Genomic DNA, 13,292 nt, shown 5'->3' with positions numbered 1-13,292 from the left:
GTTAGCATGGCGCAGGCCGCGACATGCGGGAGGGGGCGGTGAATTCGTGTCATATCGGGGTCAGCAGTTTTCTTCATGGAGCAGGCAGGCATGGTCTTGCGCCAGACTGCGCACGCCCAGCGAGCGTAGCCACAATGCATACAGCAGGCGCTCTGGCGGCGACGTGTCGGCGACCGGCGCCAGCGCGTCGAGTTGCCGGGTCTGCGCGTCGGACAAGGTCCGCAGCACCACCGAACTCGATTGCACCATGCCGCCAGGAGCGCGCCACTCCAGCACGCGCCGATAGTCGTGTTCGGGCGCCAGCGCGACCGTGTCCGGCAATAGCGCCTGATTTGGCGTGACGGTCGTCTGGTACACCGGCGTGCCATCCAGTTCGTTGATGCGCAACTGCCACCCGCCTTTGTGCGGCTGTGCCGGCCAGCGCAGCCTGGCGTTGCGGGTGGCGATGCGTTCTTCCTGCTGGTCGGCGGCGAAGGCCGGCCAGTCGCTGCTGTCGGCCGGGTCGGCGGCGCGCAAGGTCGCACCGGCATGGGTGGTCTTGCCCTCATCCAGACCGATGCCGCGATAGGCGGCCGGCAACTGCTTGCGTTGCACGGCGGCGCCGGCGCGCGGCTGCACACCGTCGGGTTCAAGCACATACTGGCCCGGCCCGCGCACCACATACTGCTGCGCGCTGCGCAGGTCGACCAGCACCAGCTGCGCGCCATCGGCCAGCTCGATACGCTGTTGATACGGCAGCTGATCGAGCTGTTTGACAGCGGCGTTGCCGACGCGGGCGTCGCCGCGCAGCGACGTCACCAGTACATCCGCCGCAGCCAATGCGTGTGCGCTATGCATGCTCAGGCATAACCAGCCCAGCCGGCGAAGAGTATGCCGCCAATTCAAGGTGTCCATGTTTTTTCAGGGTGACGGGGATGAAGGAAAATCGGGTTGCCAGCTGCGGCGCCAGGCCGGCCTGTTCAAAGCTGCCGCGCTCGACCAGCAAGTCCTGCGCGACCTCCTTGCTGTGCTGCTGGATATGCGCGGCCAGCGTGGTGGCGGCGCCGGTGGCGGTGTAGTCGTGGCGCTGCGCCGAGCCGACATTGCCCAGCACGGCATCGCCGTGGGCGATGCCGATGCCGACGCGGACCGGCGCCATGCCTTCCGCCGCCAGTTCGCGGTTCAGCTGCGCCAGCGCGTCCAGCATGCCGATGGCGGCCCGCAGCGCATCGCGACACGGATTGGCGCTTGGCAGCGGCGCGCCGAAGAACACCATGACGCCGTCGCCGCTAAACTTGTCGATAGTGCCGCCATGTTGGTGTAGCGGTACGGTGACCGCCGCGTAGTAACGGTTGAGGAAGGCAATCACCTGTTCCGGCGTGCGCTCAGCGCAGAAAGCGGTAAAGCCGCGGATGTCGGCGAACAGGAACGCCAGCGGCGCGCGCTGGCTTTGCGGTCCGTTGCTCAGCGCGCCGCTGAGGATGGTGTCGAGAATGGCCGGGCTGACGTAGCCGGCAAAGATGGATTTGACGCGCTGTTGCTCGTTGCGGTGATGGCGAAACGCGCGCCACCACGCGGCGGTCGTGCATATTGCCGCCACCAGCCACACCGAAAGCGGCGCCACCTGCCATCCCTGCGCCAGCAAGACGATGCTGGCGACGCCGGCCATCAGGGCAACGGCGGCGGCGGTTGCCGTCAGCAGTATCGGTTGCCGACGCAGGGACCAGCATAGCAGCGACGCCGCCAGCGCCGCTGCAGCGGCCAGCCAGGGCAGCGGCGTGATCATGCGCCGCGCCAGCAGGCTGCGCACGGCCTGTGCCTGGAACACCACGCCGGCGCTGCTGCCGCCGTATTCCCATTGCGCCAGATTGAGCGGCAGGTATTGGCGGTCGACATCCGGCAGCACCGCGCCCACCAGTACGACTTTGCCGGCGAACAGGCGTTGTAGTTCGGCGCTGGCATTGGCCCGGGCAAGGGCCGTGACCCGGTGCAGCGGCACATAGGTGTAGGGCTTGCCGATGGAGTAGTCGACTATGCCGGGGCGCGGCGGCAGCCCTAGTTGCCGCGCCAGATGAAGCGAGAGCGGCGCGAGCCCGGCGGCCGTCATGGCGGGGGGGGCGGCGATGCGGCGCAGACGGCCATCGCTGTCGAGCGGCACCTGAAGCGAGGCCAGGCCGTCGTCGCCAGCGACTGCGGCGTACAGGCTGGCAGCATCGCCGGCCACGGCCGTTTGCATGCCGGCCACACCTAGCGCCAAAGGCATCTGGCTGTGCAGGCGCGCGATGGCCAGCGCCAGGCGCCGGCTGGCCCCGGGCTGCAACAGCTCATAGGATTGCTGCGGGAACACCAAGTCGATGCCGACTGCCCGCGCCTGGCCGCTGCCGAGGCCATCCAGCAAGTCTGCAAATTCGTCCAGCATCAACGCCAGCGGTTTGCCGCTGGCATGGATCGAAGCCTCGTCCAGTCCGACGATGGCCACGGTTTGCGGATCGGTGGCCGGTGCCGGGGCGAGTACGCGCAGCCAGCGAAAAGCCAGATCGGTGCATGCTTGCTCGGCCTTGATCGCCGGCGCGCTCAGGCTCAGCGCATGACAGGCCAGCGCGATCGCCAACGCCTGCAAGCAATGTTTCACGCCCGGCCGCCAGACCATTACCAGCGCGCCGTTCGGTCGATTTTTACGGTAAAGAAAATAGCCATTCAGGCATTGTATCTGAATAGCAATAAAGTTGCCTAGAGGAATAACTATGGCCGCGCCAGTGGTGCGGCCAGTCGGTCAATGATCGTTTTGGCCGTACACGTTGCCATGGATATCGTAGACATCGCCGAGCATGGGCAGGCCGTTCGCGGGATTGATGGTGGGAGCAGACGCATGCTGGTCGGTGTCGCTGTCGTCGTAGGCGGCGTTGCTGTTACCGGACTGGCCGAGCATCAGCGTCACGAAGTAGCCAGGGAAGCAGGACAGCAGATAGAAACTTGGTTGCCCCAGATGTTGAAGCACACCGTGCCAACCATGATTTTCGTAGCTGATGAGCAGGAAAATGGGAATCAGGATGAGCGTTCCCCAGGTCATGGTCCAGGCGAATCGCAGGTAGCTCAGCTCGATCTCCAGCCAGGTCTGGTCGGTATGGTATTCGCGCATTTTGAAGCGGAACATGGAGATCAGCGCGATGCCGCCGTAGAGCAAGTCATGATCGTTGCGGTCGACCAGGGGAAACAGCACGCACAGCAGGATGAATGGAACGGCCAGGAGTTTTACGGCGCGGTAGAGGGTGGTCGGAATTGGCATGGTATGGATGTCCTTTCAACAGGTAGGGGAGCGCTTTCTGCAATGGCTCCATGATGCCGCAGGCGCATTTCCAATACTGTCGAAAAATCGACAACCCAATCGAGCATATTCTCCGCCAGCTCTGCATAGCGGATAACAAAAAGCCCAGCCGGTGAGGGCTGGGCTAAATGCTGATAGTGCTGGTGCCGACTGCCGGTTTCGAACTGGCCACCTGATGATTACAAATCAACTGCTCTACCAAATGAGCTAAGTCGGCGTGACTTTTACGGTGCGAATTATACGCTATTTAATACGCGTAAGGGTGGGGCGGCCGCCCTTTTTGGGCGGATCGGTATCGTCGCCGGGCGGGGCTGGCGGCTCGGTTTTGACGTCGGCCGAGGCGCTTGGCACGGCCGATAACACCGGCGCGACCGGCGCTGCCGGCGCCTCTTCCACCGCGTCCGTGTCCGGCGCCGAAGACTGGCCCAGCTGCGGTTCGAACGCCATGCCCTGGCCGTTTTCGTTGGCGTAAATCGCCATCACGTTGTTGACCGGGACATAGATTTCGCGCGAGACGCCGCCGAAGCGGGCGTGGAAGCGGATGCTGTCATTGTCCATCTTCAGGCCCGAGGTGGCGCCGAAGCTGATGTTGAGTACGATTTCGCCCTTCTTCACGTATTCCATCGGCACCGTGGTGCCGGCGTCGACTTTGACCGCGAGGTAGGGGGTGTAGCCGCTGTCCGTGCACCATTCATAGATGGCGCGCAGCAGGTAGGGCTTGGTTGAGATTTCAGACATGGGATTCCAGACTGCGGTAAGACACGGCGCGCCAGCCAGAACCGGCCGGCGCGCCGCAGTACTTCAGACAAAAGCGGTCGGCCGCTTAGCGGCGCATGACCTTTTCCGACGGCGTCAGCGCTTCGATGTAGGCCGGACGCGAGAAGATGCGCTCGGCGTATTTCATCAGCGGCGCGGCGGTCTTCGACAGTTCGATGCCGTAGTGATCCAGACGCCACAGCAGTGGCGCTACGGCCACGTCCAGCATCGAGAACTCATCGCCCAGCATGTACTTGTTCTTCAGGAACAGCGGCGCCAGCGTGGTCAGGCGGTCGCGGATTTCGGCGCGCGCCTTGTCGTGGCTCTTGTCGTTGCCCTTGGCGCGTTCGCTTTCCAGCGTGTGCACGTGGACGAACAGTTCTTTTTCGAAGTTGAACAGCATCAGGCGGGCACGCGCGCGCATCAGCGGATCGGCCGGCATCAGCTGCGGGTGCGGGAAGCGCTCGTCGATGTACTCGTTGATGATGTTCGATTCGTACAGGATCAGTTCGCGCTCGACCAGAATCGGCACCTGACCATACGGGTTCATGGTCGAGATGTCTTCTGGTTTGTTGAACAGGTCGACATCGCGCACTTCAAAGTCCATGCCTTTTTCAAACAGGACCAGGCGGCAGCGTTGCGAGAATGGGCAGGTCGTGCCCGAGTAGAGAACCATCATGTTTATCGTTCCTTAGAAGAACAAAAGGGGGTGGGCCGCGAACGGATCACCCCATATCGGCCCGTCAATATGCGGGCTTCGCAAAACAAGCGCCGGCCAGCCGGCGCTCTCGTCTATTTCACCTCTTTCCAGAACGACGCATTCAAGCGCCATGCCAGGAAGGCGAACAGGGCCATAAACAATACCACCACGGCACCTAATTTTTTGCGGGTCTGCGCAGCAGGCTCCGCCATCCACTCCATGTAGCCGACCAGGTCGGCCACGGCGGTGTCAAATTCCAGCTTTTGCAGTTTACCCGGAGTGACCTGCTCAAATCCAGCAAACTGATGAATCATTTTGCCGTGTTCGTGCGGATCGGGTACTTCTTTCATGACCACTTTCTGCACGCCTTGCAATTCCCATAACACATGCGGCATCGCCACATTGTTGACCACCAGGTTGTTCCAGCCGGTCGGGCGGGTGTCGTCCTGGTAGAAGGTGCGCAAATAGGTGTACAGATAGTCGCTGCCACTGCCGGCGCCCGATGCCTTGGCGCGCTGGATCACCGATAAATCCGGCGGCACCACGCCAAACCAGGCTTTGGCGTCGGCCGGCTTCATGGTGGTGGTCATCATTTCCCCCACCTTGTCGCCGGTAAACAGCAGATTGGCCTTGATTTGCTCGTCGCTCAAGCCCAGGTCTTTCAGGCGGTTGTAGCGCATCGAGGACGCATTATGACAGTTTAAGCAGTAATTGACGAACAGTTTGGCGCCGTTCTGCAGCGCCGCCATGTTATTTGAGCGGTCCGGCGCCTTGTCGAGCGCCACGCCGCCTTCATTGGCCAGCGCCAGGCCGGGCAAGAGTGCCAAAATGGCAAGCAATCGTTTCGGGAAGTTCATGTGTTGTCCTTTTGAGTACTTTGGCGGTCAGTGGGCGTGGAAGACCACGCGGTCCGGAACCTTCTTGAACGTGCCCATGGCGCTCCACCATGGCATGAACAGGAAGAAGCTAAAGTACAGCAGGGTGCACACTTGCGAAACGATGGTGCGGGCGTCGGTCGGCGGCAGCGTGCCGAGGTAGCCCAGGGTCAGGAACGACAGGAAGAACACGGCGTACACATACTTGTGCCAGCTCGGGCGGTAGCGGATCGACTTGACCGGCGATTTGTCCAGCCACGGCAGGAAGGCCAGGATCACCACCGAGCCGCCGAAGAACACCACGCCCCAGAACTTCGCGTCCAGTACCTGCGGCAGCATGCCGATGATGGCCAGCAGCGCGATCACGGCGATGACGATCTTGGTGAGGCTGGCCAGGCGCGACTTGAGCCAGACGAACACCACGTAGGCGGCCACGAAGAACATCAGCACCCACATGAAGTCGGCGGTGGTGGCGCGCAGCACCGAGTAGAACGCGGTGAAGTACCAGGTCGGCGCGATGTGCAGCGGGGTCTTCAGCGAGTCACCCGGCAGGAAGTTGTTGTATTCCAGGAAGTAGCCGCCCATTTCCGGCGCGAAGAACACCACTGCGCTGAAGATCAGCAGGAACACCGAGACGCCGAACAGGTCGTGCACCGTGTAGTACGGGTGCGACGGGATCGAGTCGACCGGGTGGCCGTCCGGGCCCAGGTTCTCTTTGACTTCGATGCCGTCCGGGTTGCTGGAACCGATTTCGTGCAGCGCGATCAAGTGCGCCGCCACCAGGCCCAGCAGCACCAGCGGGATGGCGATCACATGGAAGGCGAAGAAGCGGTTCAGGGTGGCGTCGGACACCACGTAGTCGCCGCGGATCCACAGCGACAAGTCCGGGCCGATGAACGGAATCGCGCCGAACAGGTTGACGATCACCTGCGCGCCCCAGTACGACATCTGGCCCCATGGCAGCAGGTAGCCGAAGAACGCTTCGGCCATCAGGCACAGGAAGATGGCGAAGCCGAACAGCCAGATCAGCTCACGGGGCTTGCGGTACGAGCCGTACAGCAGGCCGCGCGTCATGTGCAGGTAGATGATGATGAAGAACGACGAGGCGCCGGTCGAGTGCATATAGCGCACCAGCCAGCCCCACGGCACTTCGCGCATGATGTATTCGACCGAGCCGAAGGCCAGGTTGGCGTCCGGCTTGTAGTGCATGGTCAGGAAGATGCCGGTGACGATTTGCAGCACCAGCACCAGCATCGCCAGCGAGCCGAAGATGTACCAGAAATTGAAGTTTTTCGGCGCGTAGTATTTGCCCCATTGATCATTCCACAGCTTGGTCAGCGGAAAGCGGTCATCGACCCAGCCCAGCGCTTTTTGCGCTGCCGGCGCGTCGGCCGGGAATTTTGTCTCCTTGAATGCCATCTTATGCCTCGCCTTTCTCGTCTTTACCGATGACCAGCTTGGTGTCGCTCAAAAACATATAGCGCGGAACTTGCAGATTGTCCGGCGCCGGTTTGTTCTTAAATACACGGCCAGCCATGTCGAAAGTCGAGCCATGGCAAGGGCAGAGGAAGCCGCCTTCCCAGTCGTCCGGCAGCGAGGGCTGCGGGCCGGGCGTGAACTTGGACGAGGGCGAACAGCCCAGATGGGTACAGATGCCGACCGCCACCATGAGCTCGGGCTTGCGCGAGCGCCATTCGTTGCGGGCGTATTCGGGGGTGAATTCGTCGGGGTTGCGCTTGGAGTCGGCGTCGGCGACCTTGCCGTCGGTCTTCTTCAGCGACGCGATCATTTCCGGCGTGCGCTTGATGATCCAGACCGGCTTGCCGCGCCATTCGACGGTTTTCATTTCGCCGGCGTTGAGGGTGGAAATATCCACTTCGACCGGTGCGCCGGCGGCTTTCGCGCGCTCCGACGGCTGGAAGGTGCTTACCAATGCTCCGGCGGTGGCCAGACCTACGACACCGCCTGCCGCGCCGGTCGCAACCAGCAATCCGCGACGGCCTGAATCGACCTGCTTTTCGTTACTCATACAAACCCCAATCAGTCAAAGTGCGAACAAAATCTCGAGAACTGTGTACAAACCTGAAGCTGAAAACTGGATAGCACGAAATCCCGCAACCTTACCTGAGAAGGTATGCGTGATGCAACTCTTTACACCAACGTTGCTCGAATCCCAAGTTTAGCCAGATTAAACGCCGTTCCCGATGCGATGATAGAGGCTGGGGGTGTGAGCCGAAATTGATGTAGGTCAATTTATAGCGTAATTCGGCTTGCAAATGCGTAAACGACAAGCGTGTTTGGAATCCAATTGAAAAAATAGTATGATCCAAGCGCAGTTTTGTTCACAAATGACCACACAGCGAGGATAAAAAAATGGCAATGATGCAGGAATTCAAAGAATTCGCGATGAAGGGCAATGTGGTGGATCTGGCGGTCGGTGTGATCATCGGCGGCGCGTTCGGCAAGATCGTCGACTCGCTGGTGGCCGACATCATCATGCCGCCGATCGGCAAACTGTTCGGCGGGCTGGACTTCGCCAACTACTATATTCCGCTGAACGGCCAGGCCGCCACTCTGAGCCTGGCGGAAGCGAAGAAACTGGGCGCCGTGTTCGCCTACGGGAATTTTGCTACTATCCTGTTGAACTTTATCATCCTGGCGTTTGTGATCTTCCAGATGGTGCGCATCATGAACAAGGCGCGCAACCTGGGCATCAAGCGTGACGAGGCGGCTGCGGCGGCCGTGCCGCCACCGCCACCGTCGGAAGATATCGTGCTGCTGCGCGAAATTCGCGATTCCCTGAAAAAATAATTGAAAGCCGCCTCCCGAGCGGCAGGCTGGACTACGATGCGACGACTCTGGTTATTGTTTGCGCAAACGGTGACCGTCGTATTGGCACTGTATTTCGTTTACACGGCGGTGGGCCGCGAGCGCACGGCGCCGGTGCGCGTGCAGCAAATGGGCAATACCGACCATCCGGCGGCGATGCTGGAGGCCGGGCCGTCCAAGCCGCCGGTGTCGGCCGGCGGTTCGTACCGGGCGGCGGCGGCGCGCGCCATGCCGGCGGTGGTCAACATCATCACCAGCAAGGCGCCCAAGCGCGGCAAGCATCCGCTACTGCGCGATCCCTTCTTCAAGAAATTCTTCGACAACCGCGACCGTGATGACGACGACGAGGAGTCCAGCCTGGGCTCGGGCGTGATCGTGTCGGCGCAGGGCTACATCCTCACCAACAACCACGTGGTCGAGGGCGCCGACGAAATCGAAGTGGTGCTGGCGGACGGCCGCAAGGCCGCCGCCAAGTTGGTCGGCACCGATCCGGAGACCGACCTGGCCGTCATCAAGATCAGCCTCGACAAGCTGCCGGTGATCGTGCTGGGGCAGGCCGAGCAGGCCCAGGTCGGCGATGTAGTGCTGGCCATCGGCAACCCGTTCGGCGTCGGCCAGACGGTGACCATGGGGATTATTTCTGCGCTGGGCCGCAACAACCTGCACATCAACCATTTCGAGAACTTCATCCAGACCGATGCGGCGATTAACTTCGGCAACTCCGGTGGTGCGCTGGTGGATGCCGGCGGCAATCTGCTGGGCATCAATTCGGCGATTTATTCGCAGACCGGCGGCTCGGTGGGGATCGGCTTCGCGATACCGGTGTCGACCGCCAAGAACGTGATGGAAGCCATCATCAAGACCGGCCACGTGGTGCGCGGCTGGATCGGCGTGGAAAGCCAGGAGATCACGCCCGAGCTGGCCGCCAGCTTCGGCCTGCAGCGCCAGAGCGGCGCCATCATCGCCGGCGTGGTGCGCAACGGCCCGGCCGACAAGGGCGGCATCCGCCCCGGCGACATCCTGCTGTCGGTGGACGGCAAGCCGGTGGCCGACACCAACAGCATGCTGAATCTCATCGCTCAGCTGGCGCCGGGCGGAAAAGCTAAAATGACGGTCCTGCGGAAGAGTAAAGAAACCACGCTCGACATCACGGTCGGCAAGCGGCCGCCCAATACGAAATAAGGACTGTAATGCATCTGCGTGACCTGACCCAATACCTGCGCGAGCTGGCAGACAACAACAACCGTCCGTGGTTCATCATGAACAAGCCGCGCTACGACATCCTGCGCGAAGAATTCCTGGAAGTGGTGACGCAGATGATTGCCGAACTGGGCAAGTTTGATCCGCAGGTCAAGTTCAGCAATCCGAAGAAGGCGATGTTCCGCATCAACCGCGACGTCCGCTTTGCGCATGACAAGCGGCCGTACAAGACGCGCTTTTCGGCGGCAGTGGCGCCGAACGACATGCGCCGTCCGAGCAAGGCGGGCGGGCCGACCTACTACATGCATATCGAAGGTGACGGCAAGATGTTGTTCGGCGCCGGCGAATACATGCCGCCGCCGCACCGGCTGAAGGCGCTGCGCCAGCACATGGTGGAGGACGCGGCCGGCTTCCGCAAGGTGCTGAAGAACAAGAAGCTGGTGGCGACGTTTGGCGACATCCAGAACGAGGGCAAGCTGATGCGCCCGCCGAAGGGTTTCGATCCGGAGCATGAACACATCGAGTACATCAAGCTGAAGAGTTTCTTCATCTGGACCGAGATCGAGTTGCCGCTGAACCAGCCGGAAAAGCTGGTCCCCATCCTGGCCGCCGGCCTGAAAGACGCCTACCCGCTGGTGCAGTGGATGCGGGAGGCGAAGGAAGAGCCGGTCGAAGAATAATCCGGGGTCAGGTCCGGCACTTGGACACGAACTCATGTCCAAGTGCCGGACCTGACCCCGGAATTTACTCGCCGCGCGGGTCGCGCGACAGCAGGCGGGCCACCATGGCTTGCGGCTGGTCGCCGTCGAACAGCACGCCGGCCACCGCGTTGGTGATCGGCATTTCGACGCCCAGCTTGGCCGCCAGTTCGCGTACCGCCTTGGCGCATGGCACGCCTTCGGCCACATGGCCCAGTTCCTGTACGATCACATCCAGCGCCTTGCCTTGCGCCAGCCCCAGGCCGACGCGGCGGTTGCGCGACAGGTCGCCGGTGCAGGTCAGGATCAAGTCGCCCATGCCGGTCAGGCCCATGAAGGTCTCATTCTTGCCGCCTAGCGCGACGCCCAAGCGGGTAATTTCCGCCAGCCCGCGCGTGATCAGCGCCGCGCGCGCATTCAGGCCCAGGCCCAGGCCATCGGCGGCGCCGGTGGCGATCGCCAGTACGTTCTTGACTGCGCCGCCTACTTCCACGCCGACCAGGTCGTCGCTGGAGTAGACCCGCATATTGCCGCCGTGCGCGGTATCCACCACGCAGGCGCGCAGTTCGGCCGATTCGGACGCGATCGTGAGCGCACACGGCAGGCCCTTGGCCACTTCCTGCGCAAACGATGGGCCGGACAACGCGCCGCCCGCCACCGCATCGCCCAGCACTTCGCGGACGATCTGGTGCGGCAGCAGGCCGGTGTCGTATTCAAAGCCCTTGCACAGCCACACCACGTTGGGGATGGCGCGCCCCTTGAGCGACTGCAACAGCGGCCGCAGGCCGGCCACCGGGCAGGCGGCGATCAGCAAGCTGCCGGGCTCGGCCACATGGGCCAGCGCGGCGTCGAAATCGGCCGCTACGTGCAGCCGTTCCGGGAAGGCGTAGCCGGGCAGGTAGCTGTTTTCGCGCGCGGCCGCCATCGTTTGCAGCGCGGCCGCATTGCGGCCCCACAGCAATACGTCGTGACGCTGGGCCAGCGCCATGGCTACGGCCGTGCCCCAGGCGCCTGCGCCGAGCACGCTCACCTTGCGGGCGGCACCCGCATGTTTGCTAGTCTTTTCTTGCATGGGATCTCATTCGGCGCATGGGACAGCGCCGCTACGGCAATTATATGCCCCAGACTTCCGATTGTTTGACGTATCCGATCAGGCCGTCACGATGACGCACCTTGATCCAGCCGCCGGCCGCCGTTTCCGACAGTTCCAGCAGCACGCCCTTGTCGGCGGTGAACACCGCTGCGGCGGCATCATCCGGCGTGGCGCGTATTTTCAGGTTGGCGGTGCGCACGATGACGTTGCGCTTGGCGCTCAGGCCCTTGGCTTCGGTCCAGGCCAGTTCGCCATTGACGTCGCGCACTTTGAGCCATTCGCCATAGGCCAGCACCACTTCCAGCGGGGCGCCGCGCGGCACCACGAACAGCTTGCCGCCCTTGGTCGAGGGGGCGTCGTACAGGATAACGGGATTGGCGCCCACCGTCTTGAAGTCGTATGCCTGGCTGCTGGCTGCGGCCAGCGTCATGGACAGAGCAGCGATCCAACGGGGAAATGTCATGGCTTACCTTGAGAGATGAAACGACCGCCGGACGCGTGTCCGGCGGCGGTGATGCAGATGCTGCGGAGTGTTGCGAACAGCTTAGTGGGTCGCGTCAGCGGCTGGCGCCTGGGCGGCAGCTTCAGCGATGGCTTGTTGACGCTGCTGGTAGAACACTTCGAAGTTGATCTCAGCCAGGTGCACTGGTGGGAAGCCGGCGCGGGTGATGGTATCGGCGATGTTGGCGCGCAGGTACGGGTACACGATGTTCGGGCAACCGATGCCCAGCAGTGGATCCAGCTGTTCGGCTGGAATGTTGCGGGCTTCAAAGATACCGGCTTGCTTGCCTTCTACCAGGAAAGCGACTTTGTCTTTGACTTTGGCGGTGACGGTGATGGTCACGGTCGATTCGAAGATGCCGTCAGCCAGTGGCTCGGCGCCCACGTCCAGCGCGACTTCGATGGTCGGCGCTTCTTGTTCCAGGAAGATGCCTGGCGAGTTCGGTTGTTCCAGCGACAGGTCTTTCAGGTAGACGCGTTGGATTTGGAATACTGGTTGCAGATTTTCTTCAGACATGGAACGCTTTCGTTGTAGTTTCAATGATGTTTGCTTGGCATGGCAAGAAGACAGCTCAAATCAAACGCGAGGGCAATTGTATCAAAACCATTATGGTTTTAAAGGGTTTCGCGCCCCGCGTTGTATTATGAGGTGCATTAGCCATTTAACAAGGGGGACAATCCGCCCGCTTGATCCAGCGCATACAAGTCGTCGAAACCGCCGACATGGGTGTCGCCGATGTAAATTTGCGGCACGGTGCGGCGGCCGGTCTTTTGCATCATCGTCATGCGTTGCTCGGGATCGAGGTCGACCCGGATCTTTTTCAGGCCGGTCACACCCTTGGATTCCAGCAGGCGTTCGGCGCGCACACAGTACGGGCACACGGCGGTGGTGTACATGATCACTTCGGCAGTCATGAGAGTTTCTCCTGTTATTTGGCCAGTGGCAGGCCGGCTTTTTGCCATGCAGCAACGCCACCTTCCAGATTAACGACATCGGCAAAGCCGGCTTTGCTCAGTTTGGCGGCGGCGGTCGAAGCGCGCGCGTCGCTCTTGCCGACCACGATCAGGCTGCGGCTCTTGAACTTGTCCAGCTCCGACAGGCGCTTGTCCAGGTCCGCCAGCGGGATATTCTTGGCGTCCGGCAAGTGGCCATCGGCATAGTCCTTGGCATCGCGCACGTCCAAGATGGTGGTCTTGCCGCGATTAATCAACATGGTAATGTCTTGCGGCGTGCCGCGCTTGCCGCGCACGGTTAACGCGGGCCACAGCAGCGCACCGCCGGAAATCAGTACGATGGCGATGAAGAAAATATTGTCAATGAAGAATTTCACAGGAA

16 protein-coding genes and 1 tRNA gene are annotated in these 13,292 nt (G+C 61.8%); 3 read left to right on the top strand and 14 right to left on the bottom strand.

Annotated elements, in window-relative coordinates; translation table 11 throughout:
- Positions 1-60 precede the first annotated feature (60 nt).
- From GTP69_RS10960 to petA, 9 genes are all read right to left on the bottom strand, one after another.
- Positions 61-837, bottom strand: a complete 777-nt coding sequence (locus tag GTP69_RS10960; protein ID WP_161054936.1) for a hypothetical protein — start codon at positions 835-837, stop codon at positions 61-63.
- Positions 830-2,611, bottom strand: coding sequence for a CHASE2 domain-containing protein (locus GTP69_RS10955; RefSeq protein WP_161054935.1), 1,782 nt, complete (start codon positions 2,609-2,611; stop codon positions 830-832). Before GTP69_RS10955 ends, GTP69_RS10960 begins: the two co-directional genes overlap by 8 nt.
- 141 nt (positions 2,612-2,752) lie before the next feature.
- Complete coding sequence (locus GTP69_RS10950) at positions 2,753-3,265, bottom strand: hypothetical protein (protein ID WP_161054934.1); 513 nt, start codon at positions 3,263-3,265, stop codon at positions 2,753-2,755.
- Positions 3,266-3,445: 180 nt separating this feature from the next.
- A tRNA-Thr gene (locus GTP69_RS10945) sits at positions 3,446-3,521 on the bottom strand.
- Between the two features lie 26 nt (positions 3,522-3,547).
- Positions 3,548-4,042 carry a ClpXP protease specificity-enhancing factor gene (locus GTP69_RS10940; protein WP_161054933.1) on the bottom strand — a complete coding sequence of 165 codons (495 nt, stop codon included), beginning with the start codon at positions 4,040-4,042 and terminating at the stop codon, positions 3,548-3,550.
- Between the two features lie 85 nt (positions 4,043-4,127).
- Positions 4,128-4,739 (bottom strand): glutathione S-transferase N-terminal domain-containing protein, encoded by a 612-nt coding sequence (locus tag GTP69_RS10935; protein ID WP_072788101.1) that lies wholly within the window; start codon positions 4,737-4,739, stop codon positions 4,128-4,130.
- 113 nt (positions 4,740-4,852) lie between these two features.
- Positions 4,853-5,617, bottom strand: a complete 765-nt coding sequence (locus GTP69_RS10930; RefSeq protein WP_161054932.1) for a cytochrome c1 — start codon at positions 5,615-5,617, stop codon at positions 4,853-4,855.
- A gap of 27 nt (positions 5,618-5,644) precedes the next feature.
- On the bottom strand, positions 5,645-7,054 hold the full coding sequence (locus tag GTP69_RS10925) for a cytochrome b (protein WP_161054931.1): 1,410 nt from the start codon (positions 7,052-7,054) through the stop codon (positions 5,645-5,647).
- Position 7,055: 1 nt separating this feature from the next.
- Positions 7,056-7,664, bottom strand: a complete 609-nt coding sequence (petA, locus tag GTP69_RS10920; RefSeq protein WP_161043384.1) for a ubiquinol-cytochrome c reductase iron-sulfur subunit — start codon at positions 7,662-7,664, stop codon at positions 7,056-7,058.
- Positions 7,665-8,008: 344 nt separating this feature from the next.
- On the opposite strand from petA, the gene mscL reads away from it, so the two are divergent.
- Genes mscL through GTP69_RS10905 form a run of 3 tightly spaced genes read left to right on the top strand, consistent with a single transcriptional unit; the run spans position 8,009 to position 10,344 of the window.
- Positions 8,009-8,446, top strand: a complete 438-nt coding sequence (gene mscL / locus GTP69_RS10915; RefSeq protein WP_161054930.1) for a large conductance mechanosensitive channel protein MscL — start codon at positions 8,009-8,011, stop codon at positions 8,444-8,446.
- Positions 8,447-8,482: 36 nt separating this feature from the next.
- Positions 8,483-9,646 carry a Do family serine endopeptidase gene (locus GTP69_RS10910; protein WP_161054929.1) on the top strand — a complete coding sequence of 388 codons (1,164 nt, stop codon included), beginning with the start codon at positions 8,483-8,485 and terminating at the stop codon, positions 9,644-9,646.
- Positions 9,647-9,654: 8 nt separating this feature from the next.
- Complete coding sequence (locus GTP69_RS10905; RefSeq protein ID WP_161054928.1) at positions 9,655-10,344, top strand: DUF2461 domain-containing protein; 690 nt, start codon at positions 9,655-9,657, stop codon at positions 10,342-10,344.
- 64 nt (positions 10,345-10,408) lie between these two features.
- Here GTP69_RS10905 and GTP69_RS10900 read toward each other — a convergent pair whose 3' ends face one another.
- From GTP69_RS10900 to GTP69_RS10880, 5 genes are all read right to left on the bottom strand, one after another.
- Positions 10,409-11,434, bottom strand: a complete 1,026-nt coding sequence (locus GTP69_RS10900) for an NAD(P)H-dependent glycerol-3-phosphate dehydrogenase (RefSeq protein WP_161054927.1) — start codon at positions 11,432-11,434, stop codon at positions 10,409-10,411.
- A gap of 40 nt (positions 11,435-11,474) precedes the next feature.
- Positions 11,475-11,918: an SH3 domain-containing protein gene (locus GTP69_RS10895; protein WP_161054926.1), complete on the bottom strand. Its 444-nt coding sequence runs from the start codon at positions 11,916-11,918 to the stop codon at positions 11,475-11,477.
- Between the two features lie 81 nt (positions 11,919-11,999).
- Entirely contained in the window at positions 12,000-12,473 is a 474-nt protein-coding gene (gene secB / locus GTP69_RS10890; RefSeq protein WP_110846248.1) for a protein-export chaperone SecB, read from the bottom strand.
- A 137-nt stretch (positions 12,474-12,610) separates the two neighbouring features.
- Positions 12,611-12,871, bottom strand: a complete 261-nt coding sequence (gene grxC / locus GTP69_RS10885) for a glutaredoxin 3 (protein WP_161054925.1) — start codon at positions 12,869-12,871, stop codon at positions 12,611-12,613.
- Positions 12,872-12,885: 14 nt separating this feature from the next.
- On the bottom strand, positions 12,886-13,287 hold the full coding sequence (locus tag GTP69_RS10880) for a rhodanese-like domain-containing protein (protein ID WP_161054924.1): 402 nt from the start codon (positions 13,285-13,287) through the stop codon (positions 12,886-12,888).
- Positions 13,288-13,292: the final 5 nt, after the last annotated feature.

Origin of the sequence: Duganella levis, assembly GCF_009857605.1 — a bacterium.
GTDB lineage: Bacteria > Pseudomonadota > Gammaproteobacteria > Burkholderiales > Burkholderiaceae_D > Rugamonas > Rugamonas levis.
This window is presented reverse-complemented; position numbering and strand designations above follow the sequence as displayed.

Coding starts and splice junctions, on each gene's coding strand:
- GTP69_RS10960 (WP_161054936.1), bottom strand. CDS start 837: ATGCATAGCGCACACGCATTGGCTGCGGCGGATGTACTGGTGACGTCG.
- GTP69_RS10950 (WP_161054934.1), bottom strand. CDS start 3,265: ATGCCAATTCCGACCACCCTCTACCGCGCCGTAAAACTCCTGGCCGTT.
- GTP69_RS10940 (WP_161054933.1), bottom strand. CDS start 4,042: ATGTCTGAAATCTCAACCAAGCCCTACCTGCTGCGCGCCATCTATGAA.
- GTP69_RS10935 (WP_072788101.1), bottom strand. CDS start 4,739: ATGATGGTTCTCTACTCGGGCACGACCTGCCCATTCTCGCAACGCTGC.
- GTP69_RS10930 (WP_161054932.1), bottom strand. CDS start 5,617: ATGAACTTCCCGAAACGATTGCTTGCCATTTTGGCACTCTTGCCCGGC.
- GTP69_RS10925 (WP_161054931.1), bottom strand. CDS start 7,054: ATGGCATTCAAGGAGACAAAATTCCCGGCCGACGCGCCGGCAGCGCAA.
- petA (WP_161043384.1), bottom strand. CDS start 7,664: ATGAGTAACGAAAAGCAGGTCGATTCAGGCCGTCGCGGATTGCTGGTT.
- mscL (WP_161054930.1), top strand. CDS start 8,009: ATGGCAATGATGCAGGAATTCAAAGAATTCGCGATGAAGGGCAATGTG.
- GTP69_RS10910 (WP_161054929.1), top strand. CDS start 8,483: ATGCGACGACTCTGGTTATTGTTTGCGCAAACGGTGACCGTCGTATTG.
- GTP69_RS10905 (WP_161054928.1), top strand. CDS start 9,655: ATGCATCTGCGTGACCTGACCCAATACCTGCGCGAGCTGGCAGACAAC.
- GTP69_RS10900 (WP_161054927.1), bottom strand. CDS start 11,434: ATGCAAGAAAAGACTAGCAAACATGCGGGTGCCGCCCGCAAGGTGAGC.
- GTP69_RS10895 (WP_161054926.1), bottom strand. CDS start 11,918: ATGACATTTCCCCGTTGGATCGCTGCTCTGTCCATGACGCTGGCCGCA.
- secB (WP_110846248.1), bottom strand. CDS start 12,473: ATGTCTGAAGAAAATCTGCAACCAGTATTCCAAATCCAACGCGTCTAC.
- grxC (WP_161054925.1), bottom strand. CDS start 12,871: ATGACTGCCGAAGTGATCATGTACACCACCGCCGTGTGCCCGTACTGT.